The sequence below is a fragment of the Microbacterium sp. NPDC089696 genome (assembly GCF_044749125.1).
Lineage (GTDB): Bacteria > Actinomycetota > Actinomycetes > Actinomycetales > Microbacteriaceae > Microbacterium.
The window spans coordinates 83578-110361 of record NZ_JBIVHF010000001.1 but is presented as its reverse complement, the minus strand read 5'-3'; the positions used below and the strand labels follow the sequence as shown (position 1 = coordinate 110361).

Annotated in this window: 26 protein-coding genes and 2 tRNA genes; 14 read left to right on the top strand and 14 right to left on the bottom strand. The window is 67.3% G+C overall.

Going from position 1 to position 26784, the window contains the following annotated elements; all coding sequences use genetic code 11:
• The first annotated feature begins 54 nt into the window (after window positions 1–54).
• Window positions 55–999, top strand: coding sequence for a LysR family transcriptional regulator (locus ACIPY8_RS00535; RefSeq protein WP_400813825.1), 945 nt, complete (start codon window positions 55–57; stop codon window positions 997–999).
• Here the strand turns inward: ACIPY8_RS00535 and ACIPY8_RS00530 are convergent.
• Window positions 984–1265: a hypothetical protein gene (locus ACIPY8_RS00530; protein WP_400813824.1), complete on the bottom strand. Its 282-nt coding sequence runs from the start codon at window positions 1263–1265 to the stop codon at window positions 984–986. The two genes, ACIPY8_RS00535 and ACIPY8_RS00530, sit on opposite strands and share 16 nt — an antisense overlap.
• A 259-nt stretch (window positions 1266–1524) precedes the next feature.
• Here ACIPY8_RS00530 and ACIPY8_RS00525 point away from each other — a divergent pair, with 259 nt between their 5' ends.
• Window positions 1525–1974: a hypothetical protein gene (locus tag ACIPY8_RS00525; protein ID WP_400813822.1), complete on the top strand. Its 450-nt coding sequence runs from the start codon at window positions 1525–1527 to the stop codon at window positions 1972–1974.
• Between the two features lie 10 nt (window positions 1975–1984).
• Here the strand turns inward: ACIPY8_RS00525 and ilvD are convergent, their stop codons facing one another.
• Window positions 1985–3889 (bottom strand): dihydroxy-acid dehydratase, encoded by a 1905-nt coding sequence (gene ilvD / locus ACIPY8_RS00520; protein WP_400813820.1) that lies wholly within the window; start codon window positions 3887–3889, stop codon window positions 1985–1987.
• 76 nt (window positions 3890–3965) lie between these two features.
• Between ilvD and ACIPY8_RS00515 the strand changes: the two genes are divergently transcribed.
• A complete protein-coding gene (locus ACIPY8_RS00515; RefSeq protein WP_400813819.1) occupies window positions 3966–4790 on the top strand; it encodes a helix-turn-helix transcriptional regulator in 825 nt (274 codons plus the stop codon).
• Window positions 4791–4837: 47 nt separating this feature from the next.
• Window positions 4838–5320: a DUF3253 domain-containing protein gene (locus ACIPY8_RS00510; RefSeq protein ID WP_400813818.1), complete on the top strand. Its 483-nt coding sequence runs from the start codon at window positions 4838–4840 to the stop codon at window positions 5318–5320.
• 112 nt (window positions 5321–5432) lie between these two features.
• Here the strand turns inward: ACIPY8_RS00510 and ACIPY8_RS00505 are convergent.
• The 5 genes from ACIPY8_RS00505 to ACIPY8_RS00485 form a co-directional block, all read right to left on the bottom strand.
• Window positions 5433–5505, bottom strand: a tRNA-Ala gene (locus ACIPY8_RS00505).
• 26 nt (window positions 5506–5531) lie between these two features.
• A tRNA-Ile gene (locus ACIPY8_RS00500) sits at window positions 5532–5605 on the bottom strand.
• Between the two features lie 86 nt (window positions 5606–5691).
• Window positions 5692–6630, bottom strand: a complete 939-nt coding sequence (locus ACIPY8_RS00495; protein ID WP_400813816.1) for a hypothetical protein — start codon at window positions 6628–6630, stop codon at window positions 5692–5694.
• Window positions 6627–7316, bottom strand: a complete 690-nt coding sequence (locus tag ACIPY8_RS00490) for a LuxR C-terminal-related transcriptional regulator (protein ID WP_400813815.1) — start codon at window positions 7314–7316, stop codon at window positions 6627–6629. The genes ACIPY8_RS00495 and ACIPY8_RS00490 overlap by 4 nt, the downstream gene beginning before the upstream one ends.
• Window positions 7304–8572 (bottom strand): histidine kinase, encoded by a 1269-nt coding sequence (locus ACIPY8_RS00485; protein ID WP_400813814.1) that lies wholly within the window; start codon window positions 8570–8572, stop codon window positions 7304–7306. Before ACIPY8_RS00485 ends, ACIPY8_RS00490 begins: the two co-directional genes overlap by 13 nt.
• Before the next feature lie 247 nt (window positions 8573–8819).
• Here ACIPY8_RS00485 and ACIPY8_RS00480 point away from each other — a divergent pair, with 247 nt between their 5' ends.
• A complete protein-coding gene (locus ACIPY8_RS00480; protein WP_400813812.1) occupies window positions 8820–10085 on the top strand; it encodes a Fic family protein in 1266 nt (421 codons plus the stop codon).
• A 102-nt stretch (window positions 10086–10187) separates the two neighbouring features.
• Here the strand turns inward: ACIPY8_RS00480 and ACIPY8_RS00475 are convergent, their stop codons facing one another.
• The 7 genes from ACIPY8_RS00475 to dnaA all read right to left on the bottom strand — a co-directional run bounded on the left by ACIPY8_RS00475 (window position 10188) and on the right by dnaA (window position 20152).
• Entirely contained in the window at window positions 10188–10592 is a 405-nt protein-coding gene (locus ACIPY8_RS00475) for a DUF3566 domain-containing protein (protein ID WP_400813809.1), read from the bottom strand.
• Window positions 10589–13156: a DNA gyrase subunit A gene (gene gyrA / locus ACIPY8_RS00470; RefSeq protein WP_400813808.1), complete on the bottom strand. Its 2568-nt coding sequence runs from the start codon at window positions 13154–13156 to the stop codon at window positions 10589–10591. Before gyrA ends, ACIPY8_RS00475 begins: the two co-directional genes overlap by 4 nt.
• 52 nt (window positions 13157–13208) lie before the next feature.
• On the bottom strand, window positions 13209–15278 hold the full coding sequence (gene gyrB, locus ACIPY8_RS00465) for a DNA topoisomerase (ATP-hydrolyzing) subunit B (protein WP_400813806.1): 2070 nt from the start codon (window positions 15276–15278) through the stop codon (window positions 13209–13211).
• Window positions 15279–15396: 118 nt separating this feature from the next.
• Window positions 15397–15900, bottom strand: a complete 504-nt coding sequence (locus tag ACIPY8_RS00460; protein WP_400813804.1) for a DUF721 domain-containing protein — start codon at window positions 15898–15900, stop codon at window positions 15397–15399.
• On the bottom strand, window positions 15893–17053 hold the full coding sequence (gene recF, locus ACIPY8_RS00455) for a DNA replication/repair protein RecF (RefSeq protein ID WP_400813803.1): 1161 nt from the start codon (window positions 17051–17053) through the stop codon (window positions 15893–15895). Before recF ends, ACIPY8_RS00460 begins: the two co-directional genes overlap by 8 nt.
• 66 nt (window positions 17054–17119) lie before the next feature.
• The gene (gene dnaN, locus ACIPY8_RS00450) at window positions 17120–18262 is read right to left on the bottom strand and encodes a DNA polymerase III subunit beta (RefSeq protein ID WP_400813800.1); all 1143 of its coding nucleotides are present in this window, start codon (window positions 18260–18262) and stop codon (window positions 17120–17122) included.
• A gap of 495 nt (window positions 18263–18757) precedes the next feature.
• On the bottom strand, window positions 18758–20152 hold the full coding sequence (gene dnaA, locus ACIPY8_RS00445) for a chromosomal replication initiator protein DnaA (RefSeq protein WP_400813798.1): 1395 nt from the start codon (window positions 20150–20152) through the stop codon (window positions 18758–18760).
• Window positions 20153–20470: 318 nt separating this feature from the next.
• Here dnaA and rpmH point away from each other — a divergent pair, with 318 nt between their 5' ends.
• From rpmH to ACIPY8_RS00400, 9 genes are all read left to right on the top strand, one after another.
• Window positions 20471–20608, top strand: coding sequence for a 50S ribosomal protein L34 (gene rpmH, locus ACIPY8_RS00440; RefSeq protein WP_022879826.1), 138 nt, complete (start codon window positions 20471–20473; stop codon window positions 20606–20608).
• Window positions 20609–20614: 6 nt separating this feature from the next.
• Complete coding sequence (gene rnpA, locus ACIPY8_RS00435; RefSeq protein ID WP_400813796.1) at window positions 20615–20959, top strand: ribonuclease P protein component; 345 nt, start codon at window positions 20615–20617, stop codon at window positions 20957–20959.
• The gene (gene yidD, locus ACIPY8_RS00430; protein ID WP_400813794.1) at window positions 20956–21306 is read left to right on the top strand and encodes a membrane protein insertion efficiency factor YidD; all 351 of its coding nucleotides are present in this window, start codon (window positions 20956–20958) and stop codon (window positions 21304–21306) included. Before rnpA ends, yidD begins: the two co-directional genes overlap by 4 nt.
• A gap of 3 nt (window positions 21307–21309) precedes the next feature.
• Window positions 21310–22380, top strand: a complete 1071-nt coding sequence (gene yidC / locus ACIPY8_RS00425) for a membrane protein insertase YidC (protein WP_400813791.1) — start codon at window positions 21310–21312, stop codon at window positions 22378–22380.
• Entirely contained in the window at window positions 22377–22868 is a 492-nt protein-coding gene (locus ACIPY8_RS00420) for a protein jag (RefSeq protein ID WP_400813789.1), read from the top strand. Before yidC ends, ACIPY8_RS00420 begins: the two co-directional genes overlap by 4 nt.
• A gap of 34 nt (window positions 22869–22902) precedes the next feature.
• Window positions 22903–23535, top strand: coding sequence for a 16S rRNA (guanine(527)-N(7))-methyltransferase RsmG (gene rsmG / locus ACIPY8_RS00415; RefSeq protein WP_400813787.1), 633 nt, complete (start codon window positions 22903–22905; stop codon window positions 23533–23535).
• Window positions 23536–23944: 409 nt separating this feature from the next.
• Window positions 23945–24403: an AAA family ATPase gene (locus ACIPY8_RS00410; RefSeq protein WP_400813786.1), complete on the top strand. Its 459-nt coding sequence runs from the start codon at window positions 23945–23947 to the stop codon at window positions 24401–24403.
• A 439-nt stretch (window positions 24404–24842) separates the two neighbouring features.
• Window positions 24843–25769, top strand: a complete 927-nt coding sequence (locus ACIPY8_RS00405) for a ParA family protein (protein WP_400813785.1) — start codon at window positions 24843–24845, stop codon at window positions 25767–25769.
• Window positions 25769–26734: a ParB/RepB/Spo0J family partition protein gene (locus ACIPY8_RS00400; RefSeq protein WP_400813783.1), complete on the top strand. Its 966-nt coding sequence runs from the start codon at window positions 25769–25771 to the stop codon at window positions 26732–26734. Before ACIPY8_RS00405 ends, ACIPY8_RS00400 begins: the two co-directional genes overlap by 1 nt.
• The last annotated feature ends 50 nt before the right edge of the window (window positions 26735–26784 follow it).

Genomic DNA, 26784 nt, shown 5'->3' with positions numbered 1-26784 from the left:
CGCTCGCAATGCGCCCGTAACGCCGCGGTAATACGAGACCCGTATCGTGCGGACATGGAACTCCGTCAGCTGCGCTACTTCATGGCGGTCGCCGACGAGCTCCACTTCGGACGGGCGGCCCAGCGGCTGCACATGTCGCAGCCGCCGTTGAGCGTGCAGGTCGGCCGCCTCGAGCGCGAGGTCGGACTGCCGCTGTTCGAACGCAGCACCCGTCGTGTGTCGCTCACACCGGCTGGCCGGCACCTGCAGGAACGCGCCCGACGGATCCTCGACGAGGTCGACGCGGTGCGCGCCGAGATGCGCGACTACGTCGACGGCCTCGCCGGCCAGCTCACCGCCGGGTTCGTGAGCTCCGCGAACTACACGGTGCTCCCCGAGGTCGTGCGGCTGTTCCGCGCCCGCCGCGACCGGGTGAACCTCACGCTCCTGCCCCTCACCTCGGGGGAGCAGTTCGACCGCTTGCGCGACGGCTCGATCGACGTGGGGATCGTGCGCGACGAGGTCCCGGAGGTCGGATCGTCACAACCCCGCCTGGTGACGGAGGTCGTGTTCGAGGAGCGGCTCGTGCTGTGCGTGCCGATCGGTCACCCGCTCGCGCAGCGCGACGAGGTGACGGCCGAGGAGGTGTCGTCGGTGCCGCTGATCGCGTACCCGCGGTCGCTCATGCCCGGGTTCGTGGACCGCGTGCACGAGGTGCTCGGGCTGGGCGCCGGCGGCCTGCGGATCGCCGAGGAGGTCGTGCACCAGGAGACGGCGCTCGGCTTCGTCGCGGCCGGCGTCGGCGGCAGCATCCTGCCCGAGTCCGTGCGTCAGCTCGTGCCGCCGTCGATCGCGGTCGTGCCGCTCGCGGGGTCGCCGACGACGCGCCTTCTCGCCGCCCGACGAGCCACGGCGGACGACGACGCGATCACGGCCGCCTTCGTCGCGTGCCTGCACGACGCGGCCTCGGCGCTCGCGCCGCTCGGCCCCGACCGCCTCCGGGGTCACAGGAGGTCGTAGTACCCGCCGTAGGGGAACTCGAGGTCGCCGGTGTCGCGCGCATCGAACGCCACGGTCGCGACGCTGATGGTCACGTGCGTGCGCGGCGTGATGAGCACGCTCACCGACCGGTTGCCCACCACGGTCATGTCGACGAACGTCCCGGCCGTCTCCACGGCCTCCTCGATCCGACGGCGCAGGTCCTCCACTGCCTGGTCCTGAGAGAGGAGGAAGCTGGCCCCGTCGATGGTCACCTCTGTTCTGATCATCGTCTTCGCTTCGCTCATGCCGGGCACCGTACGCCGATCGCCCGTCTATCGAGAGGGGGTTGCGACATCGACCGCCGGATGGCAGTGGCACCCACTCGCCGCCGGCGACGACTCGGCCGCGCCCGCATCCTGAGGGACTCCTATGGAAGCGCATCCACAAGTCTGAGAATTGCCTGAACCCCTGGTCAGAGTTGTTAACAGATTCATCCACAGCTGTGGATGACTGTATGACTGTTCAAGGGTTGTGCAGACGACGACGATGCGTAGCGTGGAGGGCATGACGACCGACATCCCGACCCCCGATATGCGACGCATCGACGAGTACCTCGTCCGCTATGCGGAAGCACTCACCGCGTTCGACGCCGAGACGTCGGCCGCGCTGTGGTCGACACCCGGGATGATCGTCGACGACCGCGCCGCCGGAGTCCTCGACTCCCACGAGGCCATGGTGCAGGGTCTCGAGCAGTCGTACCCGCTCTATCAGAAGCTCGGACTCTCCTCGGTGGGGCACGAGCTCCTCGACGCCCAGCAGCTGTCGCCGAGACTCGTGCTCGTTCGGGTGCGGTGGCTGTTCCGGGACGCCGAAGAGGCGCCGCTCACCGACTCGACGAGCTTCTACCTGCTGCGCGACGGCGACGACGGTCTCCAGGCCTGCGTCTGCGTGGAGACCGACGCCGCCGAGAAACTCGGCGCCCTTGCCGCGGCGAAGGGCGTCGACCTCGGCTGACGGATCGCGCTCAGACGAGAGCGGAGGCCGCGCGCAACTCCTGCTCGCGGAGCGCGCGCTCGACCGCCTCGACGTCGCGCACCGCGCCGCGGTCGGCCGACGTCGCCATGGTGGCGTACGACCGCAGCGCGAGCGACACCGGACGCTGGCGGTCCTTCGGCCGGTAGCCGCCGTTCTCCACCAGAGCCGCACGACGCCGCTCGAGTTCTGCCTCGTCGACCTGCAGGGTGAGGTCGCGCGTGGGGATGTCGATCGAGATGATGTCGCCGTCCTCGACGAGCGCGATCATTCCGCCCGACGCCGCCTCGGGCGAGACGTGTCCGATCGACAGCCCGGACGTACCGCCCGAGAAGCGGCCGTCCGTGATGAGAGCGCACACCTTGCCGAGGCCGCGGCCCTTGAGGAACGACGTCGGGTGCAGCATCTCCTGCATCCCCGGCCCGCCCTTGGGCCCCTCGTAGCGGATCACGACGACGTCGCCCGGCTGCACCTTCTTGCCCAGGATCTTCGCGACGGCCTCCTCCTGAGACTCGCACACGACCGCCGGCCCGGAGAACACCAGGATCGACGGGTCGACACCGGCGGTCTTCACCACGGCGCCGTCCACCGCGATGTTGCCGCGGAGCACGGCGAGACCGCCGTCGACCGAATAGGCGTGCTCGGCGTCGCGGATGCATCCGTTCTCCGCGTCGGTGTCCAGCTCCAGCCAGCGCTCCGACTGCGAGAACGCGCTCGACGAGCGGACGCCACCGGGAGCGGCGTACCAGAGGTCCTTCGCCTCGTCGGTGACGGTGTCGCGCCGGATGTCCCAGGCGTCGAGCCACGACGCCAGCGAGGACGCATGGATCGACGAGACGCCCTCATTGAGCGCACCCGCACGATGCAGCTCGCCGAGGATGCGGGGGATGCCGCCCGCGCGGTGCACGTCCTCCATGTAGTACATGCGTCCGTAGGCGGGGTTCGGGGCGATCTTCGCGAGACACGGCACACGGCGCGAGACCGCGTCGATCTCGTCGAGCCCGAAGTCGACGCCGGCCTCATGGGCGGCCGCGAGCAGGTGCAGGATCGTGTTCGTCGATCCGCCCATCGCGATGTCGAGGGCCATGGCGTTCTCGAACGCGTCGAAGCTCGCCACGGCGCGCGGCAGCACGGAGGCGTCGTCCTCGTCGTAGAAGCGCTTCGTGATCTCGACGGCCACCTCGCCCGCGCGCTCGTACAGCGCGCGGCGGGCGGTGTGCGTCGCGAGCACCGAGCCGTTGCCCGGCAGCGCGAGACCGAGCGCCTCGACGAGGCAGTTCATGGAGTTGGCGGTGAACATGCCGGAGCACGACCCGCACGTGGGACAGGCGTTCTCCTCGATGCGCTGGATGTCGGCGTCCGAGACCGTGTCGTTCGCGGCCTCGGAGATCGCGTCCACCAGGTCGAGCGTGCGTACGCTGCCGTCGACGAGCGTCGCGCGGCCGGACTCCATCGGACCGCCCGAGACGAACACCGTCGGGATGTTCAGACGCAGCGCGGCCATGAGCATGCCGGGCGTGATCTTGTCGCAGTTCGAGATGCACACCAGCGCGTCGGCCTGGTGCGCGTTGACCATGTACTCGACAGAGTCGGCGATGAGGTCCCGCGAGGGGAGCGAGTACAGCATCCCGCCGTGACCCATCGCGATGCCGTCGTCGACCGCGATGGTGTTGAACTCCCGCGGGATGCCGCCGGCCGCGGAGATCGCGTCGGAGACGATGCGTCCGACCGGCTGCAGGTGCGTGTGACCCGGGACGAACTCGGTGAAGCTGTTCGCGACGGCGACCATCGGCTTGCCGAAGTCGGCGGCGTTGACGCCGGCGGCGCGGAAGAGGGCGCGGGCGCCGGCGGCGTTGCGGCCGTGCGTCACGGTGCGGGAGCGGAGAGGAGTGGGCATCGTTCCACTGTGCCCTCGCGTGCGCGTACGCGGAAGACGGCGCTGACACTAGTAGTGGGAGCACTAGGTTTGTCTCATGGCCTCGGACCCGCAGAAGCGCAGCGAGCTCGGCGCGTTCCTGCGGGCGCGACGCGAGCAGCTCGATCGCGGCACGTACGGTCTGCCCGCCGCCGGCCGTGGCCGCACCGTGGGCCTGCGCCGTGAGGAGGTCTCGTTCCTGTCGGGGGTGAGCGTCACCTGGTACACCTGGCTCGAGCAGGGGCGCGACATCAACCCGTCACGCCAGGTGCTGGATGCCGTCGCCACGGCGTTGCACCTCACGGTGGCGGAGCACGACTACGCGCTGACGCTCGCCGGCTTCGCCCCGCAGCGTCCGGCCGGCGGAGAGGCGGTGGAGACGGCGCCCCCGCACGTGCAGCGGTTCCTGGACGCGCTCGACGAGCATCCTGCCTACGCCCTCGCCGCCGATTGGGGCATCGCGGGATGGAACCGCGCCTACGAGCGGCTGTATCCCCACGTCGCCACGACTCCACCCGAGCAGCGCAATCTCCTGCGGCTGATCTTCACGGACCCGGCGGTCCGCTCGCTGCTCGACGACTGGGACGACACGAGCAGCCGGTTCCTCGCCGAGTTCCGCGCGGAGGCGGGGCCGCGTCTGGGCGACCCGCGGTACCGCGACCTCATCGGCCGGCTCCGGGAGGAGAGCCCCGAGTTCCGGGAACGCTGGGAGAGCCACGGCGTCGGCGGCTTCGAGTCGCGGGAACGCGTGTTCCAGCATCCGTCGCTCGGTCGACTCGTGTTCGAGCATCACCAGATGCGGCCGTCGGACCAGTCCGACATCCAGCTCGTGGTCTACACCGCGGATGCCGAGACGCGCGCCCGCTTCGCCCCATCGGCGTAGCGGTCAAGCCCCTCGGCCTCGCGCGATCCGCACGGCAGACTGCGGACATGGCCGAGAAGGATCGCGCACAGCCGACGGAGGACGGACATCACGTCGTGATCGACGGCCGGAAGTGGCGCGCGACGGATCCGTCGATCCCCGACTCCCTCCGGCAGGAGCTCGTCGACGAGCTGATGGCTGCCCGCCGCGCGGTGAAGGCGGGCGAATCCGACGCCCGTGCCCGGGTGAACGACGCGAAGACCGCGCTCGGCGAGCGGGGTCACCCGTGGTGGGAGGATGCCGCGGGGGCGGCCTTCGACGAACGCATCGCCGCCGTCATCCGTGCGCTCACCCGCAAGCGCGCCGAGTCGTCCATCTGCCCGAGTGACGTCGCCCGCACGATCGGCGGCTCCTCGTGGCGGGGGCGCATGGACGACGTGCGCCGCGTCGCCGGTGAGCTCGCCGAACGCGGAGACGTCGCGATCACCCAGAGGGGAGAACCGGTGCGGATCGCCGAGGTGAAGGGTCCCGTGCGTATCCGCCGCATCTGATGTCCCCGAAGGACCCGGTTGTTAACAGGGTTGTTAACACCTGTGGACAGGACGGGAGAGACGAGAAGGCCCCGCACTCGGCGGGGCCTTCTCGAACTGTCTCAACACAGTGTGGAGCCTAGGAGATTCGAACTCCTGACATCCTGCTTGCAAAGCAGGCGCTCTACCAACTGAGCTAAGGCCCCGTGAGGGTACTTCTTGAGTTACAGGGTGGGGCTACCAGGACTTGAACCTGGGACCTCTTCATTATCAGTGAAGCGCTCTAACCGCCTGAGCTATAGCCCCGTCAACCTCCAAGACTTTACCGGAGAATCTCGGAAATACCCAATCGAGGGCGAGGGGTCTCGCGGACCCCTCGCCCTCGACCTCGATCACCGCCCCGGTCGGATCGTGACGTCGCCCGCAGACAGCGAGACGTCGATCACATGACGAGCCCCCGAGGACTGGTCGACCTTCGCGTCCAGCGACCCGGCGCTGATGTCCTGCTCGATCGTGTACGACTCGTCCGGGACCGTGAGATCGACGGATCCGGCGCTCACGTCGATGCGCGTCTCCTCGGGGGCGTCGCCCGTGAGCTCCACGACGAGGTCCCCGGCCGAGACCCCGAGCCCGGCTTTCGTCACCCCGTCGAGGATCACGTCGGCGCGCCCGGCGCTCATGTCGATGTCGAGCGTCGTCGCCGATCCCTCCACGTCGAGCGCACCCGCGCTGATGTCCACGTCGAGCAGTCCGAAGTCGCCGACCACGTCGAGGCTCCCCGCGTCGAGGGTGAGGGAGGCGTCGATCGCCTCGCTCTTCAGGCTCTCGGGGAGGGTGAGGACGGCGGACTCCTCCTCGTCGCCGAACCAGCTGCCGAACCACCAGCCCCACTGGAAGTCGGGGCTCCGCACCACGATCTCGTCGTCGGTGCGGTCGAGGGTCCATCCCGGGCTCCGCCCGTTCGTGACCGAGAGCCTCGCCTCGTCCACGTCACCGAACTCGACGCGCATGTTGCCGGCGTCGACGTCGAGGTCGAGGCTGCGCACCCCGTCGGCATCCACGGTCTGGACCGAGTCGCTGCGCTCGGAGGACGCGGCCATGAGCGTCCCCCCGGCGGCGACCGCGGCCGTGGCACCGGTGCCGAGGAGGGCGAAGCCGCCGACGACGGCCGTGCTCACGATGATCGCGGTGACGCCAGGTCCTCGCTTCGTCCGTGACGTCCCCGTCTCCGTCGGGGGTGTGGGGCCCGCGGCCGGCGGCGGGGTGAGCGGAGTGTGCGCGTCCCCGGTCGATGCGCCCCGGTCCGGGGTGCTGTTCTGATCCGTGCTCATCGTGCGGCTCCTGTCTGGCCGGTGGGCGGAGTGGTTCCGCCGGTGTTCTCGATGTGGGCGAGGGCGGCGAGCACGCGTCGGTTGCCCGACTCGTCCGGCTCGAACCCGAGTTTCTGGAAGATGGCGGTGATGTGCTTCTCGACGCTCGCCTCGGAGAGGAACAGCAGTCCGGCGATCGCCTGGTTCGACTTCCCCTCCGCGATGAGCGCGAGCACGGTGCGCTCGCGCTCGGTGAGGCGCAACATGCGGTCGTCGCGGTTGCGACGGGTCAGCAGCTGGGCGACCACTTCGGGGTCGAGCACGGTCGCCCCCTCGGAGATCCGCTGCACGGAGGCGAGGAACTCGGCGACGTCGGCGACCCGGTCCTTGAGCAGGTAGCCGAGAGGTCCGCCCTGTGCGGCGATGAGATCCGAGGCGTAGCGCTCCTCGACATACTGCGAGAGGACGAGCAGAGGGAGTCCCGGGTCCGTCGAGCGCAGTTCGAGCGCCGCCCGGATCCCCTCGTCGGTGAACGTCGGCGGGAGACGGACGTCGAGGATGCAGAGCTCCGGGGCGTCGTTCCGCACGGCCGCGGTCAGGCCCTCGGTGTCGGGGAGGGCGGCGACCACGGTGTGGCCGGCGTCCTCGAGCAGTCGTACGAGTCCTTCGCGGAGGAGGACGGAGTCCTCGCAGATCAGGATGCGCATGGCACATTCACCTCCAGGCTGGTGGGTCCGCCGAGCGGGCTCTCGAGACGGAACGTCCCTCCCGCGGCGAGGATCCGGTTGGCGATGCCGTCGAGGCCGCCGCCGGGCTGCACCTGCGCGCCGCCCATGCCGTTGTCCTCGACGCGCGCCCACAGCAGCCCGCCCTCGCGGAGCCGTACGGTCACGCGCGCTTCACTCGCCCGGGAGTGCTTGGCCGCGTTGGTCAGCGACTCGGCGATCGAGAAGTACACGGCGGCCTCGGCCTCGCGACTGCAGCGCCCGTCCATGCGGACGTCGAGGTTCACGGGGATGTGCGAGCGGCCGGCGAGGGCCGACAGGGCGGCGTCGAGGCCGCGGTCGTCGAGCACCGAGGCGTGGATGCCGCGCGCCAGTTGACGCAGTTCGGTGATGGCCGCCTTCGTCGAGGTGTGCGCCTCGGCGATCAGTTCCTTGGCGGCATCCGGATCGTTGTCGATCTTCTGCTGCGCGAGCCCCAGGGTCATGCCCACCGAGACCAGTCGCGGCTGGACGCCGTCGTGCAGGTCGCGCTCGATACGGGTGCGCTCCACATCGGCCGCACGCACGGCGCCTTCCCGCTGCGCGGTGCTGGTGCGCACGCGCTCCGTGAGCTCGGCCTCCTTCGCGCGGATCACGATGGACAGCGACAGCACGCGGTGCAGCGCGGCGAGTCCGATCATGCCCACGATGCAGGCGGCGATGCCGAGGATGCCGACGAGCGGCGCCCAGGGCGCGGTGATCCCGCCGCCGCCGAACGGCCCCATGACGGTCTCGGAGCCGATGAGCGGCGCGAAGCTGATGGCGATCGACCAGACCAGGCCCCAGGCCAGGCGGAGCACGACCCAGCCGAGCACGGCGGAGATCGCGAAGTTGGCGATCGCGCGCCACATCCGTCCGTCGATCGCCTGTCGTCCGAGTGCGCGCACCCAGCCCGAGAAGCCCGGGCGGTCGCGAGGACGCCAGCGGAGCGGCGGGATCGGCATGCGGTAGAGGCCGCTCACCCGGGCGACCTCGAACCAGCCGACACCGAAGAGCGCGTAGACGAGGCCGACGAGCAGGACGATGCCGACCCCGGCCGCGAACAGCAGACCGAGTCCGGTGCCCAGCAGCCCGGTGAGGGTTCCGAAGATGACGCCGCCGATGACCCCGACGCCGGCGAGATGCAGGATCGTGAGGAAGAGGCGCAGCGGCGGCTTGGCGGCCTTCGCCTGCTGCGGCATGGCAGTCTGTGTGGTCATGGTTCCAAGGTACGGGCGGCCCGATCGCGCCGACACCGAGGCATCCCGACACCCCGCTTACGGATTTCCCTACTCCGGCGAGAGTCGGATCCGATGGTCCACTCCCCATCGCTCGCTGATACTGTTTCCTCAACAAAGCAAAATCGTCTCGAGTATTTTGTTTTCTTTGGGGGATTAGATGCCGCTTCGCCAGCCCGCGCCATCATTGGCAGACCTCCGCCGACGAGTGCTGGCGGATTCGGAGCGGATGAATGCACTGCTCTTCGCTCCGCCTCTCGACGATTCGCAGTACTACCACTGGGAGCAGCTACTGAGGAGAGATCCGCCATCGGATCTGAGTCATGAGGAGTGGTGGTTCCGGCTCAAGCTCCAGCGAAGCTCGCAGATGCGAACCGTGGCTTTGAGAGCCAAGGATGGATCACACTTCACCTTCGCCATGACCGACGAGTTGCTCCAACTGACCGAGGAGATAGGTCGGCGTGCGGGTGGCAGCGTCGTCGGCGGCGGGGCTGCCCTGACACCGGACGGCCGCGACATGTTCGTCGTCCGGTCGCTCGTTGAGGAGTCCATCACCTCCAGCCAGTTGGAGGGGGCTTCCACGAGCCGACGCGTCGCCGTGGAGCTCCTCAGCACGGGCCGCGACCCCCGGACCAAATCCGAGCGGATGATCCTGAACAATTATCGGGCGATGCAGATCGTGACGGAGTCCTCGCCGGACTCGCTCACGCCCAGGTGGGTCCTCGACCTGCACGCCGTGCTGACTGAGGGAACGCTCGATGATCCTTCGGACGCCGGCCGTCTCGAGACGCCTGACCACGAGCGCGTCAGCGTGTGGGCCGGGGAGACGCAGGTTCATGTACCGCCTCCCGCTCAAGAGCTGCCGCAACGACTCCTCGAACTGACAGCGTTCGCGAACGGGAGCACGACCGACTCTCCCTACATCCCGCCCATCGTTCGATCCGTCATCACTCATTTCATGTTCGGGTACGATCATTACTTCGCCGATGGCAACGGGCGTATCGCACGGACGGCCTTCTACTGGTCGATGCTCCACAACGGATACTGGCTTGCCGAGTATGTGACGATCTCCAAGATCCTTCGCGCCGCCCCGGGCAAGTACGGCGACAGTTATCAGTACACCGAGGATGACGACAACGATCTGACCTACTTCATCCTTCACCAGCTCCGTGTGATCAAGCGTTCCCTCGACGAGCTCGACGCGTACATCGCCTCGCGGCATCGCGAATCACTCCGGGTGCAGAACGCACTGAAAGGTGCCGTCCGCGATTTCAACATGCGTCAGACACAGATCATCGAGTGGCTCACGAGAGAGTCACCGCTGGCTGTCACCGCCACGGAGATCGCCAACAGATATCGCGTATCGACGCAGACGGCACGTAACGATCTCACTCACCTTGAGTCGTTCGGACTCCTCGAGCGGGGACGGGCAAAACACCCGATCGCGTGGAGTCCCGTGCTCGACCTCGCCGCGAGGCTGACCGAACTCGAGTGATCTGTCAGAAAAACAAAATGGTTCCTCGATTTTGTTTTCTTTGCGACTCCGGGAACGCGAGAGGGGCGGATGCCGCAGCATCCGCCCCTCTCGTGACACGCGTCAGTTGGACATGAAGCCCACGAGCAACCCGCCCGTGACTTTGACGGCCACGTTGTAGATGCCGGCGACCACGGCGCCGAGCACCGTGAACACGATCAGGTTCAGGATCGACACGACCGCGGCGAACGCCATGACCTGCGGCAGTCCGGCGATCTCGGACAGGATCACCGCGTTGTCGGTGATCGTGCCGATGAAGTCGTCGGCCTGGGCGAGGATGCCGGTCGCCTGGAGCACGAGGTAGATGAGGAAGAACGACACCATCGTGACGATGGCGAGCGCGACGGCCCCCAGGAACGAGAGCTTCACGGCCGACCAGAAGTCGACGTAGACCAGGCGCAGGCGGACCTGCTTGCCACCGGTCTTGCGCGTCGACTTCTTCGCCAGCTTGTCGGCTACTGTGCTCATGCGTCTGTGTCCTCAGGGTTCTCTGTCGTCTCGGGGGAGATGGTGGGGGAGTCCGCCTCCGCTTCGGCCGATTCGTCGTCGTCGGCGAGGCCCCGCTCGCCGTTGCGGGCGATCGCGAGGATGCGGTCGGCTTCCGTCGTCCGCGCGAACACCACTCCCATGGTGTCGCGGCCCTTGGCGGGCACCTCGGCCACGGCAGAGCGTACCACCTTGCCGCTGGACAGAACCACCAAGACCTCGTCGTCCTCCGAGACCATGAGACCACCCGCGAGAGTGCCCCGATCGTCGTTCAGTTTCGCGACCTTGATGCCGAATCCGCCGCGTCCCTGGACCCGATACTCCTCGATCGCGGTGCGCTTCGCGTAGCCGCCGTCGGTGACCACGAACACGTACTGACCGAGCGCGGCGACCGACGCCGACAGCAGGCAATCGCCCTCGCGGAACTTCATGCCCTTCACGCCGGCCGTCGCGCGACCCATCGGTCGCAGGGCCTCGTCCGTCGCGCTGAACCGCACCGACATGCCCTTGCGGCTGATGAGCAGGATGTCGTCCTGGGCATCCACCATGAGCGCCGAGACCAGCTCGTCCTCGTCGTTCAGACGGATCGCGATGACGCCGCCCTGACGGTTGGTGTCGTAGCTCGACAGCGCGGTCTTCTTCACGAGCCCGTCGCGGGTGGCGAGAACCAGGTAGTCGGCGACCTCGTAGTCGCGGATGTCGAGGATCTGCGCGATCTTCTCGTCCGGCTGCAGGGCGAGGAGGTTCGCGACGTGCGTGCCCTTCGCGTCGCGTCCGGCCTCGGGCACCTCGTAGGTCTTCGAGCGGTAGACGCGGCCCTTGTCGGTGAAGAACAGCAGCCAGTGGTGCGTGGTCGTCACGAAGAAGTGCTCGACGATGTCGTCGGCCCGCAGCTGCGCGCCCTTCACGCCCTTGCCCCCGCGGTGCTGCGAGCGGTAGTTGTCGCTGCGCGTGCGCTTGATGTAGCCCTCGCGCGTGACGGTGACGACCATCTCCTCCTCGGCGATCAGGTCTTCCATCGAGACGTCGCCGTCGAAGCCGTGGAGGATGTGCGTGCGGCGCTCGTCGCCGAAGCGGTCGACGATGCCGGTGAGCTCGTCGCGGATGATGTCGCGCTGCAGCGCCTCGTCGGCGATGATCGCCTTGAACTCCTCGATCTTCGCGCGGAGCTCCTCGGCCTCCTCGAGGATCTTCTGCCGCTCGAGCGCTGCGAGGCGACGCAGCTGCAGGGCGAGGATCTCGTCGGCCTGGTCGGAGTCGACGTCGAGCAGCGCGATGAGGCCTTCGCGAGCGTCGTCGACCGTGGGCGAACGACGGATGAGCGCGATGACCTCGTCCAGCGCGTCGAGCGCCTTGAGGTACCCCTCGAGGGTGTGCATGCGCTTCTCGGCCTTCGCGAGGCGGAAGCGCGTGCGCCGGACGATGACCTCGAGCTGGTGGGTGATCCAGTTCGAGATGAACCCGTCGACACCCAGCGTGCGCGGCACGCCGTCGACGATCGCCAGCATGTTCGCGCCGAAGTTCTCCTGCAGCTGCGTGTGCTTGTACAGGTTGTTGAGCACGACCTTGGCGACGGCATCCCGCTTGAGCACGACGACGAGACGCTGACCGGTGCGGTCGGAGGACTCGTCACGGATGTCGGCGATCCCGGTGATCTTGCCGTCCCTGGCGAGGTCGCCGATCTTCACCGCGACGTTGTCGGGGTTGACCTGGTACGGGAGCTCGGTGATGACCAGGCACGTGCGGCCCTGGATCTCCTCGACGTTCACGACGGCGCGCATCGTGATCGAACCGCGACCCGTGCGGTACGCCTCCTGGACGCCCTTGGTTCCGAGGATCTGCGCGCCCGTCGGGAAGTCCGGCCCGGGGATGCGCTGGATCAGGCCCTCGAGCAGCTCCTCGCGGGAGAGACCCGGGTTGTCCAGCGCCCACAGCGCGGCGGCCGAGACCTCGCGCAGGTTGTGCGGCGGGATGTTCGTGGCCATGCCGACCGCGATGCCGACCGAGCCGTTGACGAGGAGGTTCGGGAAACGCGCCGGCAGAACGGTCGGCTCCTGGGTCTGGCCGTCGTAGTTGTCGGTGAAGTCGACCGTGTCCTCTTCGATGTCCCGCACCATCTCGAGGGCGAGCGGGGCCATCTTGGTCTCGGTGTACCGCGGAGCCGCGGCGCCCATGTTGCCGGGGGAGCCGAAGTTCCCCTGACCGAGGGCGAGCGGATAGCGCAGCGACCACGGCTGCACGAGACGCACCAGGGCGTCGTAGATCGCCGAGTCGCCGTGCGGGTGGTACTGGCCCATGACCTCGCCGACCACGCGCGCGCACTTCGAGAACGACTTGTCGGGGCGGAAGCCGCCGTCGTACATGCCGTAGATCACGCGGCGGTGCACCGGCTTGAGCCCGTCGCGGACGTCGGGCAGCGCGCGCCCCACGATGACGGCCATGGCGTAGTCGAGGTAGCTGCGCTGCATCTCCGACTGCAGGTCGACCTGGTCGATCTTGCCGTGGTCGTGGCCCTCGTTGATGTCGGGGCGGTCTTCGTCAGTCATGTGTTCTCTACAGTTTCCGGTCGTTGAGCGAGCGAAGCGAGTCGAAACGCGCTCAGATGTCGAGGAAGCGGACGTCCTTGGCGTTGCGCTGGATGAAGCTGCGGCGGGACTCGACGTCCTCACCCATCAGCACGCTGAAGATCTCGTCGGCGGCCGCGGCGTCCTCGATGGTCACCTGACGCAGCGTGCGCGTTGTGTGATCCATCGTGGTCTCCCACAGCTCCTTGGCGTTCATCTCGCCGAGACCCTTGTACCGCTGGATGCCGGCTTCCTTCGGGATGCGCTTGCCGTTGTCGAGACCGTGCTTGAGCAGGGCGTCGCGCTCGGCGTCGCTGAAGACGTACTCGTGCGGCTGGTTGGTCCACTTGAGTCGGTACAGCGGCGGCATCGCGAGGTACACGAAACCGGCCTCGATGAGTCCGCGCATGTAGCGGAACAGCATGGTCAGCAGCAGCGTCGTGATGTGCTGACCGTCGACGTCGGCATCCGCCATCAGGACGATCTTGTGATACCGGGCCTTCTCGATGTCGAAGTCCTCGCCGATGCCCGTGCCGAAGGCCTGGATCATCGCTTGGACCTCTTTGTTGCCCAGAGCCTTGTCGAGTCGCGCGCGCTCGACGTTGAGGATCTTGCCGCGGAGCGCCAGGATCGCCTGCGTGTGCGGATCGCGACCCTGCACGGCGGAGCCGCCGGCCGAGTCCCCCTCGACGAGGAAGATCTCGCTGATGGAGGGGTCCTTGCTGGTGCAGTCCTTGAGCTTGTCGGGCATCGCGGCCGACTCGAACACGCTCTTGCGGCGGGCGGTCTCCCGCGCCTTGCGGGCGGCCAAGCGGGCGGTCGCCGCGTCGATCGCCTTGCGGATCACGTTCTTCGCCTGGGCGGGGTTGCGCTCGAACCAGTCGCCGAGCTGATCGCCGACCACCTTCTGCACGAACGCCTTCGCCTCGGTGTTGCCGAGCTTCGTCTTGGTCTGCCCCTCGAACTGCGGCTCGCCGAGCTTGATCGAGATGACCGCCGTGAGACCCTCGCGCACATCGTCGCCGGAGAGGTTGTCGTCCTTCTCCTTGAGGAGGTTGTTCGCGCGGGCGTAGCGGTTCACAAGCGTGGTGAGCGCCGCGCGGAAGCCCTCCTCGTGCGTGCCTCCCTCGTGCGTGTTGATGGTGTTCGCGTAGGTGAACACGTTCTCGGTGTACGAGGTGGTCCATTGCATCGCGACCTCGAGCGAGATCTTGCGCTCCGTGTCCTCCGAGTCGAACGCGATGATCTCCTCGTTCACGACCTCGGCGTGACGCACCTTGTTGAGGTACTCGACGTAATCGACGAGCCCGCGCTCGTAGAAGAACACGTCGCCGGGCTGCTTCGTGACGGTCTGCCCGTCGACCTCGACCTCGTAGGCGGATGCCGCGCGCTCGTCGGCGAGCTCGATGCGGAGTCCCTTGTTGAGGAACGCCATCTGCTGGAAGCGTGTGCGCAGGGTGTCGTAGTCGAACTCGACGGTCTCCTGGAAGATCTCGGCGTCCGGCCAGAAGGTGATCGCCGTTCCGGTGGTGTCGGCGGCCTCGCCCTTCTCGAGCTTCTGCTGGGGGACGCCGCCGTCGGCGAAGCTGTGCCGCCAGACGAAGCCCTTCTGCTTGACCTCGACCTCGAAGCGGGTGGAGAGGGCGTTCACGACCGAGGAACCCACACCGTGCAGACCGCCGGAGACCGCGTACGCGCCGCCGCCGAACTTTCCGCCGGCGTGCAGGATCGTCAGCACGACCTCGACCGTCGACTTCGAAGGGTCGGAGGAGTGCGGGTCCACCGGGATGCCGCGACCGTTGTCGATCACGCGGACCCCGCCGTCGGCGAGGAGCGTCACGAGGATCGTGTCGGCATATCCGGCGAGGGCCTCGTCGACCGAGTTGTCGACGATCTCGTACACGAGGTGGTGCAGACCGCGCGGCCCGGTGGAGCCGATGTACATGCCGGGACGTTTGCGGACCGCTTCGAGACCCTCGAGGATCTGGATCGAGTCGGCGCCGTACTCACCGGGCTGCTGCGCCCGGGGTGTCGTGGACTCCCCGTTCTCGGGGGTTCCTCCGGCAGTGGATTCCGGCTCGTCAGCAGGGGATTCAGGCGTCATCAGAGAGGTTTCTCCACATCGATATCACGAACTCCCATTCTAGCGGGCTTTCGAGACGATATGCGGCTCAAAGGCCGTCTGCGGCCCTCTGAGCGTGTCGGACCCCTTGCGTGGTGTCCTACCCGTAGGTATCGCGCGGACCCCGCCCTGGGACGACTCTGGGACCCCATTTCCAGGAGGGGACGTCCGGTCCGATGAAGCGGAGGTTCTCCACACCGGCATCCGGGTAGCGGCGCGTGATCTCCGTCATGATCGTCCCGCGCATGTACTGGAGGTTCTTCGCCCACGCGGTCGAATCGCACTTCACCGTGAGCAGCCCGCGCTCGAGCGAGACCGGCTCCGAGTGCTTCGCGGTGTCGGCGCCGGCGAGATCCGCCCACTGCCGAACGAGGTCCTCCCGCGCGAGCGTGGTCTGCCAGCCGGAGTCCTTGCTGAGCTTGTCCAGCACCGCGCCGAGCGATCCCGGATCGCGGCCGGGCGTGAACGGCGCGTTGTCGTCGTCGGTCACGACACGACGCTTGCGCTTCCAGTTCTTCGAGCTCGGCTGGAGTCCCCGGAGACGCAGGTAGGTCGCGACGGTCTCCGGAGTCTCGGGGGTGGGCGAGTCCGCGATGTCAGTCATCCTCCGCCTCCCGCTCGTCGCTGATGGTCCCCGCCGAGATGCGCACGACGTGGGCGTGCAGCACCTCGGGGATATCCTCCTCCACGGCCGCCGTGACCACCACCTGCTCGTACCCCGCGGTCAGAGCCGCGAGCCGTTGCCGCCGGTCGGCATCGAGCTCGGCGAAGACGTCGTCGAGGACCAGCACCGGATCCCCGGCGGGGGATTCGCTGCGCAGCAGCTCGGCCGAGGCGAGCCGCAGGGCGAGCGCGACGGACCAGGACTCCCCGTGCGATGCGTATCCCTTCACCGGGAGGTCGCGGACGCGGAGGACGAGGTCGTCGCGATGCGGTCCCGTGAGCGTGAGTCCGCGGTCGAGCTCCTGGGTGCGCTTCGCCAGGAGCGATGCACGGAACATCTCGGCGATGTCGCCCGTGGTCTCGGCCGTCGATGCCTCGCCCTCTTCGGGGTCGCCCCCGCGGACCGACAGCGCCCAGTCGAGCTGCGGCCGGTGGTCGGCGCCGGCGATCGCGGCATAGGCGTCGGCGACCGGCCGCTGCAGGTCGGCGGCCAGACGCTGACGCGCCGCGATGATCTCCGACCCGAGCGCGACGAGCTTGTCGTCCCAGACGTCGAGGGTGCTCAGCCCCTCGCCGCGGATGCCCCGCGCCCGCGCCGACTTGAGCAGAGCAGTGCGCTGCTTGAGCACGCGGTCGTAATCGGCGAGCACGGCCGAGAGGCGCGGAGTGCGCTGGATCAGGAGCTGATCCGCGAACCGGCGGCGGGAGGACGGGTCTCCGCGCACGATCTGCAGATCCTCCGGCGCGAACAGCACGACGTGCGCGTACCGCGGCAGCTCGCTCGTCTTCGACGGGGATCCGTTGATGCGCGCCTTGTTCGAGCCCTGGCGATTCACCTGCACTTCGGCCAGGACCTTCCGCTCCCCGTGCGAGAGCCGGGCCCGGATGATCGCGAACTCCTGGCCGTCGCGCACCATCGGCGCATCCGACGAGACCCGATGCGAGCCGAGTGTGGCGAGGAAGACCACGGCTTCGGCGAGGTTGGTCTTGCCCTGTCCGTTGCGCCCGACGAGGACGTTCGGCCCCCGGTGGAGGGCGAGTTCCGCGGTCGCGTAATTGCGGAAATCAACCAGGCTCAGGTGTTCCACGATCACGGGATCAGCCTACCTTCGGGGTCCGACAGCCCTCGGGCGAGAGCCGGACCGTCCGCGTGACGCGCGTCAGCGCAGCAGCAGGTTGGGCTGGAGCAGGTACTTGAACGAGTCGAGACCGGCCTGGTCGACCGAGGTCTGGCTCGTGATGAGAACCGGGCTGAGCTTGTTGGCGTTGTCGCTGGAGGTGAACGTCACGCGCACGAACTCGCTCTTCACCGCGCCCAGCGCCTCGATGAGGTACTGCGGGTTCAGTCCGAGGGTGACCTCGTCGCCGCCGGAGAGGATCGCGTCGACGGACTCGGACGCACGGGCGTGCTCGCTGCCGGAGGCGTCCATCGTCACGCCGTCGGAAGAGAACGTGAAGCGCAGCGGCGCCGCGCGGTCGAGCACCAGGGCCACACGGCGCACGGCCTCGACGAGATCGGCGGTGTTCACGACCGCGTAGTGATCGGTCTGCTCGGGGAAGAGGCGGCGGACCGGCGGGAAGTTGCCCTTGATGAGCAGCGAGGTGACGGTCTTGTTGCCCGCGGTGAACGCGATGATCTCGCGGTCGCCGGCCCCCGAGAACGCGATCTGGATCGTGCCGGCGTGTCCGAACGTCTTGCCGACCTCGAGCAGCGTGCGCGCAGGGACGAGGGCGGTGGTCTCGACCGCCTCGCCGTCCCACGGGACGTCGCGGAGCGAGACGCGGTAGCGGTCGGTGGCGACGAGGCTCAGGCTCTGACCCGTGACCTCCAGCTGGACACCGGTGAGCACGGGGGTGACGTCGTCGCGCGAGGCCGCGAAGCCGACCTGCGCGATCGCGGTGCCGAAGTCGTCGGCCGGGACGACGCCCGAAGACCCCGAGACCTCGGGGATCGAGGGATATTCCTCGACGGGCATGGCCGCGAGGGTGAACCGGGCGGAGCCGCAGGTGACCGCGATTCCGCCGTCGTCCTCGACCGCGATCTCGATCGGCGCGTTCGGGAGCCTGCTCGCGATGTCCGAGAGCAGGCGGCCGTGGACCAGGATCGTGCCGGGCGTCTCGACGGTCGCCTCGATCGTCGTGCGTGCGGAGGCCTCGTAGTCGAACGCCGAGAGCGTGAGTCCGGAGCCGTCGGCCTCGATCAGCACTCCGGCGAGGATCGGCTGCGGGTTGCGCTGCGGGAGCAGCTTGACGACGAAGGACACAGCCTCGCTGAAGACATCGCGGTTGACCTGAAACCTCACGGGTTCTCCCTTGTCGTCGTTCTGTGACGCGTCGTGATCGGTCCTGCCAGTGCAGGGCTTCCCATGCTAGCCCCACACTCGCTCGGATCCCTACGTCCGGTGGATTCCGTCCGATCGCCGGACTTTCCCCAGCGTCTGGTGATCGGATGGCCCCTGATCTGACTTAACTCCTTAACGGTGTTAACACCTGTGGATACTGTGGATAAGTCGGTGGAAAGCAGACGCGAGTAGGGAACTACACGAGTGTCAGTTGTGGAATCCCTGAGGAATCCGCGGGTGGACGGCATCCTTGGGTCGAATTCTCCATCCCGGGTTATCCACAGGTCGAGCCGTTTCCCCCACATTCGTCCCGATGTCGGACCCGGTCATCCACAAGTTATCCACATGTGCAAACAGGCATCGACCGGATGCCGGGAACGGCACGCACGCGCACGAGAAAGGGGGTGCAGCGTCCTCGCGGACCCTGCACCCCCTTTTCCGGAGTGGCGATGCGACTCAGCGACGACCGAGCTGCGTGGTGATCTCGGTCACCTGGTTGTAGATGGAGCGGCGCTCCTTCATGAGCTCGCTGATCTTCTTGTACGCGTACATGACGGTGGTGTGGTCGCGGTTGCCGAACAGCTGACCGATCTTGGGCAGCGACAGGTTCGTGCGCTCACGGCACAGGTACATCGCGATCTGGCGTGCGGTGGCGATCTGCTGCGATCGGCTCGATCCGTAGAGGTCGTCGACCGTCAGCTTGAAGTACTGCGCCGTGGCGGTGATGATGTCCGTCGGCGAGATGATGTTGTCCTCGGCCGTGTCGACGATGTCGCGAAGCACCGTCTGGGCCAGCGAGATGTCGAGCGGCGAGCGGTTGAGGCTCGCGAACGCCGAGACGCGGATGAGTGCGCCCTCCAGCTCACGGATGTTCGATGACACGACGGTCGCGATGTACTCGAGCACCTCGTCGGGGATGTGCAGCGACTCGCTCTGCGCCTTCTTGCGGAGGATCGCGATGCGGGTCTCCAGATCGGGCGCCTGGACGTCGGTGATGAGACCCCACTCGAAGCGGCTCCGCATCCGGTCCTCGAAGCCGGTGAGGAGCTTCGGCGCCACGTCGCTCGTGATCACGACCTGCTTGTTGTGATCGTGCAGCGTGTTGAAGGTGTGGAAGAACGCCTCCTGCGTCTCGGCGCGCCCCTGCAGGAACTGGATGTCGTCGATCAGCAGGATGTCGACCTCGCGGTACCGGGCCTGGAACGCGGCGCCGCGGTTGTTCGCGATCGAGTTGATGAAGTCGTTCGTGAACTCCTCACTCGACACGTACCGGACCTTGACTCCCGCGTAGAGGGACTGCGCATAGTCGCCGATCGCATGGAGGAGGTGCGTCTTGCCCAGTCCGGAGTCACCGTAGATGAAGAGAGGGTTGTAGGCCTTGGCCGGCGCCTCGGCCACCGCGACAGCCGCGGCGTGCGCGAAGCGGTTGGACTGACCGATCACGAAGTTGTCGAACGTGTACTTCGGGTTGAGGCGGGACTCGTGACGCATCGGCGCAGGGCTCTGCTCCATCGGAGACTCGATCCGCACCTGCTCCTGGCGGCCGAAGTCGGCGACCGCGATCGGAGCGGTCGGCTGGTCGGCGAGCTCGTGGTTCACGACGACGCGATACGAGGTGACCTCGTCGCCGATGTGCGAGAGGGCCTCCATGATGGGGAGACGCAGACGCTTGTTGATCTGCGCCGCGGTGAGGTCGTTGGGGACCTCGAGGTACAGAGTGGCCGCCATCACGCCCGCCGGCACCGCGAGGCTCAGGAACCCCTGCAGCTGCGGGGTCACCCGGTCGTCTGCCTCCAACAGCTCTTGCACCGTGGCCCAGATCGGGACGTCGGGCTGGGCTGGTGAGGACATGGCGCTCCGGGCGGGGATCGCGGAGGGGCGTCGTCGGACGGGGCCCACCTGTGGATAACTTCGGTTGCCACGGTAGTCATCGACGTCCTGAACGGCAACCTGGCCGGGGAAAACCGGGCGCGTGTTGCGTCGACGGTCGTGCTCGAGGTTGTGGATAATGGCTGTGCGGACCTCCTCGGGCGAGGAACCGGGTGTGCGCGCAGATTTGCTCTGCGCGCCGGCAGGACGTACCCTTAGTCGGTTGACTTATGCCTGTACGGCAGTTCCCTATGTCTCCGGACGCACAGATCCCGGTGACAGCATTCCCGGAGTGATTCCATGAGCAAGCGCACCTTCCAGCCCAACAACCGTCGTCGCGCCAAGAAGCACGGCTTCCGCGCCCGTATGCGTACCCGCGCCGGCCGCGCCATCCTCTCGGCCCGCCGCGCGAAGGGCCGCACCGAGCTCTCCGCGTAAACCGCTGTGCTCGCCCGCCCGTTCCGGCTGACCCGCGGGAGCGACTATCGACTGGTCGTTCGACGCGGATCGCGGTGTGGCGGAGCCCGGGTCGTCACCTCGATGTTGACGACGGGCGAGAGCAGAGCCGCGAGGTTCGGATTCATCATCAGCAAGCAGGTGGGCACCGCAGTGGTGCGCAACACCGTGCGTCGACGGCTCAAAGCCGTCTGTGCGGAGGCGCTCCCGCGGGTGCCCGAGGGCACGGATGTCGTCATCCGTGCCCTTCCTGCATCTGCGACCGCGAGCTTCGCCGAACTGAGTGCCGACGTGAACCGCTGTCTCGGTCGTCTCGCGCAGGTGCGAGCATGACCGCGCTTCCGGCGTCGTCGATCGGGACGGCGCATCTCGACTCGAGGGACGTGCTGCGCAGCATCCCCCTCGTGCCTCGCAACCTCGTGCTCGGATTCCTGGCCGGATACCGCCGTGTGATCTCACCGATGTACGGGGACGTGTGTGCGTACTACCCCTCGTGTTCGGCTTACGCTGTAGGGGCGGTGCAACAGCACGGCGCGGTGAAGGGGGCGGCGCTCTCGGCATGGCGCATCCTCCGTTGCAATCCCTGGACTCGCGGCGGCGTCGATGACGTCCGTCCGCACGAACACTTCCGCTACGACCTGACCGCTCACGGTTTCGTCGTCCCCTCCCGAAAGGACTGACCGGTGGGTCTAGACCTCCTGCTCGCCAGCACCACCCCGTCGCCGGAACCGGCGTCCGGCGGGTTCGACCTGCTCGGGACGATCCTGTGGCCGCTGAAGTGGCTCGTCGAGATGGTCCTCGTCGCGTGGCACTGGCTGCTCACCGCGGTCGGTCTCCCCGCGGCCTCCGGCCTCACCTGGGTGCTCTCCATCGTCGGTCTCGTGATCGTCGTTCGTGCGGCTCTGATCCCTCTCTTCGTGAAGCAGATCAAGAGCCAGCGGAAGATGATGGAAATCGCTCCTGAACTGCGAAAAGTCCAGGAGAAGTACAAGGGCAAGAAGGATCAGCTCTCACGCGAGGCCATGAGTCGCGAGACGATGGCGCTGTACAAGAAGCACGGCACGACGCCGATGTCGAGCTGTCTCCCGCTCCTCGTGCAGATGCCCGTCTTCTTCTCGCTGTACAGCGTTCTGAGCGACGTGAGCAAGCATGCCCGCGACAACATCGGTGGTGTCGGACTGCTGAGCCCGGAGCTCACCAAGGAGTTCTACGACGCCAAGCTGTTCGGCGTGGCCTCCCTGCACGAGACTCTCGGCAACGCGGTGGACGCCCAGAACACCACGGCGATCATCATCCTCGTCACGCTCGTCGTGCTCATGATCGCGTCGCAGTTCTTCACCCAGCTGCAGATCATCTCGAAGAACCTGTCGCCCGAGGCCAAGACCGGCCAGGCGTACCAGATGCAGAAGATCATGCTCTACGTGCTGCCGCTGGGCTTCATCTTCTCCGGTGTGTTCTTCCCGCTCGGCGTCGTCGTGTACTGGTTCATCTCTAACATCTGGACCATGGGCCAGCAGTTCCTCGTCATCCGCGAGATGCCGACCCCCGGCTCCGAGGCCGCCAAGGCGCGCGAGGAGCGTCTGGCCCGCAAGGGCAAGGCGATCGACTCCTCCGGCAAGGTCGTGTCGATGGCGGTCTACGAGGCGGAGCAGCAGCGGATGGTCGACGAGGCCGAGAAGGCCAAGGCAGAGGCACCGAAGCGTCAGCAGCCGGTGGGCAAGAAGCGCGCCAAGAAGAAGGGGAGCGGCTCATGACCGACAACCTGACCGAGACCGTCGAGCCCTCCGTGGCCGAGCTCGAGAATGAGGGCGACGTCGCCGCGGACTACCTCGAAGAGCTCCTCGACATCGCGGACATCGATGGCGACCTCAACCTGGATGTGCGCCAGGGCCGTGCCTACGTGTCCGTCGAGGCCGAGGGCGACGCGCTGGCTTCGCTGTCGGCGCCCGATACGGTTCAGGCTCTCCAGGAGCTGACCCGACTCGCCGTGCAGAACCGGACCGGATCGTTCTCCCGCCTCATCCTGGACATCGGCGGATCGCGCGATGCCCGTCGTCGTCAGCTCGAAACCCTCGTGAACGCCGCCGCAGCGAAGCTCGACGAGGGCGCATCGCAGGCGTCTCTGCCGGCGATGTCCAGCTACGAGCGCAAGCTCGTGCACGACATCGCGGCTGAGCACGGACTCGTCTCCGAGTCGTACGGCGAGGGTGCGGACCGTCACACCGTGCTGCGCCGTCACTGACGTTTCACGTGAAACATCGCATCGAGGATGCCGCGTGAGTGACGTCGAGGTCGAACCGTCCGCAGCGACGGAGCTGTTCGGTGAGCGCATCGACCTCGCCCGCCGCTTCACGGCCGCCCTCGCTGATCAGGGCGAAGAGCGAGGCCTGATCGGACCGCTCGAACTCCCACGCCTCTGGACTCGACACATCCTCAACAGCGCGATCGCCGCACCGCTGTTCCATGGCTCCGTCGCCGACATCGGCTCCGGAGCCGGGCTCCCTGGCATCGTTCTCGCCATCGCCCGCCCCGACGTGCAGTTCACGCTCATCGAGCCGATGGAGCGCCGAGTCGCCTGGCTCATGGAGCAGAAGATCGACCTCGGCCTCGAGAACGTCGAGGTTCTGCGCGCCCGCGCGGAGGATGTGCACAGGCCTGAAGGGTTCGACGTCGTCACGGCCCGAGCCGTCAGTGCACTGCGGACACTGCTGCCCTGGACAGCGCCGCTCGTGCGCGACGGGGGAGAGCTCATCCTCCTCAAGGGGATCAACGCCTCGAACGAGATCGATGCTGCGCAGAAGCAGATCAAGAAGTACCGCCTGTCGGACGTGCGGGTCGAGGTTCTCGGAGAAGGTGTGCTGCCGGCGGCTGAGGTGACGCGCGTCGTACGGGCTCTGGTTCGGGCCTGAGTTTCTTGGTCTTGGCGTAGTTCTCGGTCGGCAGCGTCTCGCTTCGCTCGACGACTGGGCTTGTGGTTCTTGTGTGTCGGGTTGCGGGGTGCTCCCCGGTGAGGAGCAGATCGGGGACCCTCCCGCTTCGCGGGCCCCTCCCGATGCTCCTCACCGGGGACACCCCTCCACCCGACCGTCCCACGGAAACGGGGGACATTCTGGTGAGACGGGTGGCGAGGTCGCAACGGCACTCTGGGTGGCTCGCTGTTGGTCGCAGCGTCATCGCTTCGCTCGACGACTGCGTGCGCTCTGGGGGAGCGGGATGTTGTGGGATCGGGGTGTGCGGCGGCGATGTTTCACGTGAAACAACGCCTGGAGTGTGGGGCCGGGGTGAATGTTTCACGTGAAACGTCGGTAGCGTGAAGGGATGGGACGCGTGTTGCTGACGGGGATGTCCGGCGTGGGGAAGTCCACGGTGATCGCGGAACTGACAGCGCGTGGCGTGTTGGCGGTCGACACCGATGACGGGCAGTGGAAGACGGCGTCGGGGGAGTGGGATCTGCATGCAGTACGAGGACTGCTGGATGCTCACGCCGACATCGTTGTCGCGGGGACAGTCGACAACCAGGGAATGGTCTACGACCTGTTCGATCACATCGTTCTGCTCGCGGCCCCGACGTCCGTGATGATCGAGCGCGTGATGCAGCGCACGGACAATCCGTACGGTTCCTCCGCGGAGGAGCGAGAGGAGATCCTCGAGTACACCCGGTCGGTGGAGCCACTGCTTCGCGCGACGGCGACCGAAGAGATCGACACGACACAACCTCTCGACCGGACCGTCGAGCAGATCGAACACCTCCTCTCCACACCTCGTCGTTTCACGTGAAACATCGCGAAGTCCGCCACGGGTGATCCGGGCAGCGTGGAACTCGCCACCGTGTTGCGTTCCGGGAACAGGGTCGACCGCTGATCCTCCAGCGCTCGCGCACATCTTGACGGAGCACCGTGCGCATCGACAATTCCACAGTTGAGCCATGGGGGAGCGACCTGAGGTCTGGCACGTAGGTGCCGGAACTGCTCATCCCGCTCGTCGACCGCCGAAGCGTCGGTACCGAATGCGGCGGTTGAGCAGCGAATGGGCGACCCACACGCGTCGTTTCACGTGAAACAACACTCCGGCGCGACGTATGCCGTGGTCCTAACGGGCGGTTCAGGCGAGACCGCCCGTCCGCGGATAAGGCCGAGCACCGCGCGATCCCGCTGCCTTCCGATCGGGCGACGTCGGCGATAACGATTAGAGTGGAAGACGGTCCCGAAAGGAGTGGATGTTTCACGTGAAACAGTCCGAAAAGGCATCACCGAAGGACGCTTTCGGGATGGATACGCCGCTCGCGCGGGAACTCGCAGACCTCTCCGCTCGCCGCCGCGCGCTGGAGGATGTGCACGTCGACTTCTCGGGAGAGACCCGCGTGCTGACGGTGTCGAACCAGAAGGGCGGCGTCGGCAAGACGACCAGTGCGGTGAATGTCGCGTCGGCTCTCGCGGCTCTCGGCGCCAAGGTTCTGGTGATCGATCTCGACCCACAGGGCAACGCCTCGACGGCACTCGGCGTGCCGCACAACGCGGACACCCCGAGCGTCTACGACGTCCTCATCGAGGAGTTCCCCCTGGCGGACATCGTGCAGCCCAGTCCGGAGAGTGAGAACCTCTTCTGCGCACCGAGCACGATCCACCTCGCCGGCGCCGAGATCGAACTCGTTGCCCAGGTCGCGCGCGAGCACCGTCTCCGCCGCGCTCTCCTGGATTACCTCGAGGACAACCCGATGGACTTCGTGATCATCGACTGCCCGCCGTCGCTCGGCCTGCTCACGATCAACGCCTTCACCGCGGCGTCCGAGGTCTTCATCCCGATCCAGTGCGAGTACTACGCGCTCGAGGGTCTGAGCCAGCTGCTCGGCAGCATCCAGATGATCCAGAAGCACCTCAACCCGGGCCTGCACCTGTCGACGATCCTCCTGACGATGTATGACGGACGCACGCGTCTCGCCCAGCAGGTCGCCGACGAGGTCCGCAGTCACTTCCCGACGCAGGTCCTGGAGACCGTCATCCCGCGGTCGGTCCGCGTGTCGGAGGCCCCGAGTTTCGGGCAGACCGTGATCGCCTACGATGGGCAGTCCGCCGGTGCGATCGCGTATCGCGAAGCCGCTGTCGAGATCGCGTCGCGTGCTGCGGCGCAGAGCAAGGAGAAATGATGGCCAAGCGCACCGGATTGGGCCGTGGCATCGGCGCACTCATCCCCACCGCCGATCAGTCGGAGCGTCCCGTCGACGTGTTCTTCCCCGGGACGAGCATCCGTCCCGCGGAGCAGGCCGTGCCCGAGGTCGCCGACGTGCCTGACCTCGAGACCGTCCCCGGCATCCACCTGATCCAGATCGATCCGCAGAGGATCGTTCCCAACCCGCGGCAGCCGCGCACGCACTTCGACCCCGAAGACCTCGCGGAGCTCGTGCACAGCGTCCGTGAGTTCGGCGTGCTGCAGCCCGTCGTCGTGCGCAGGAACGGCGACGGCGACTACGAGCTCATCATGGGGGAGCGGCGTACCCGCGCCGCCCGAGAAGCCGGACTCGACGCCATCCCCGCGATCGTGCGCGAGACCGCGGACGAGGATCTGCTTCGCGATGCGCTGCTCGAGAACCTCCACCGCTCGGAGCTGAACCCGCTGGAGGAGGCGTCCGCCTACCAGCAACTGCTGGAGGACTTCGGCATCACCCAGGAAGAGCTCGCCACGCGGATCGGCCGTTCGCGTCCGCAGATCAGCAACACGATCCGCCTGCTCAAGCTCCCCGTCCCGGTGCAGCAGCGCGTCGCCGCCGGTGTGCTGACGGCGGGTCATGCTCGCGCGATCCTCAGTCTCGACACCCCGGAGTCCATGCAGCGCCTGGCCGACAAGGTCGTGAACGAGGACCTCTCGGTGCGTGCCACTGAGGAGGCGGCGAAGAGCACGCCCTCGGCGCCCGGTCGCAGTGCGAAGCCGACGCCGGGTGCGCGTCGTGCGTACCTCGACGAGGTCGCCGGTAACCTCGGCGACCGCCTCAACACCCGTGTGAAGATCTCCCTGGGGGCTCGCAAAGGCCAGGTCACGATCGATTTCGCGTCGATCCAGGATCTCAACCGGATTCTTGAGGAGCTGGGTGAGTCGAGTTACGGCTCGGCGTGAATGACGGACCGTTGAGGCCCCTCGTCCCCTAGACTCGCCACATCGCGACG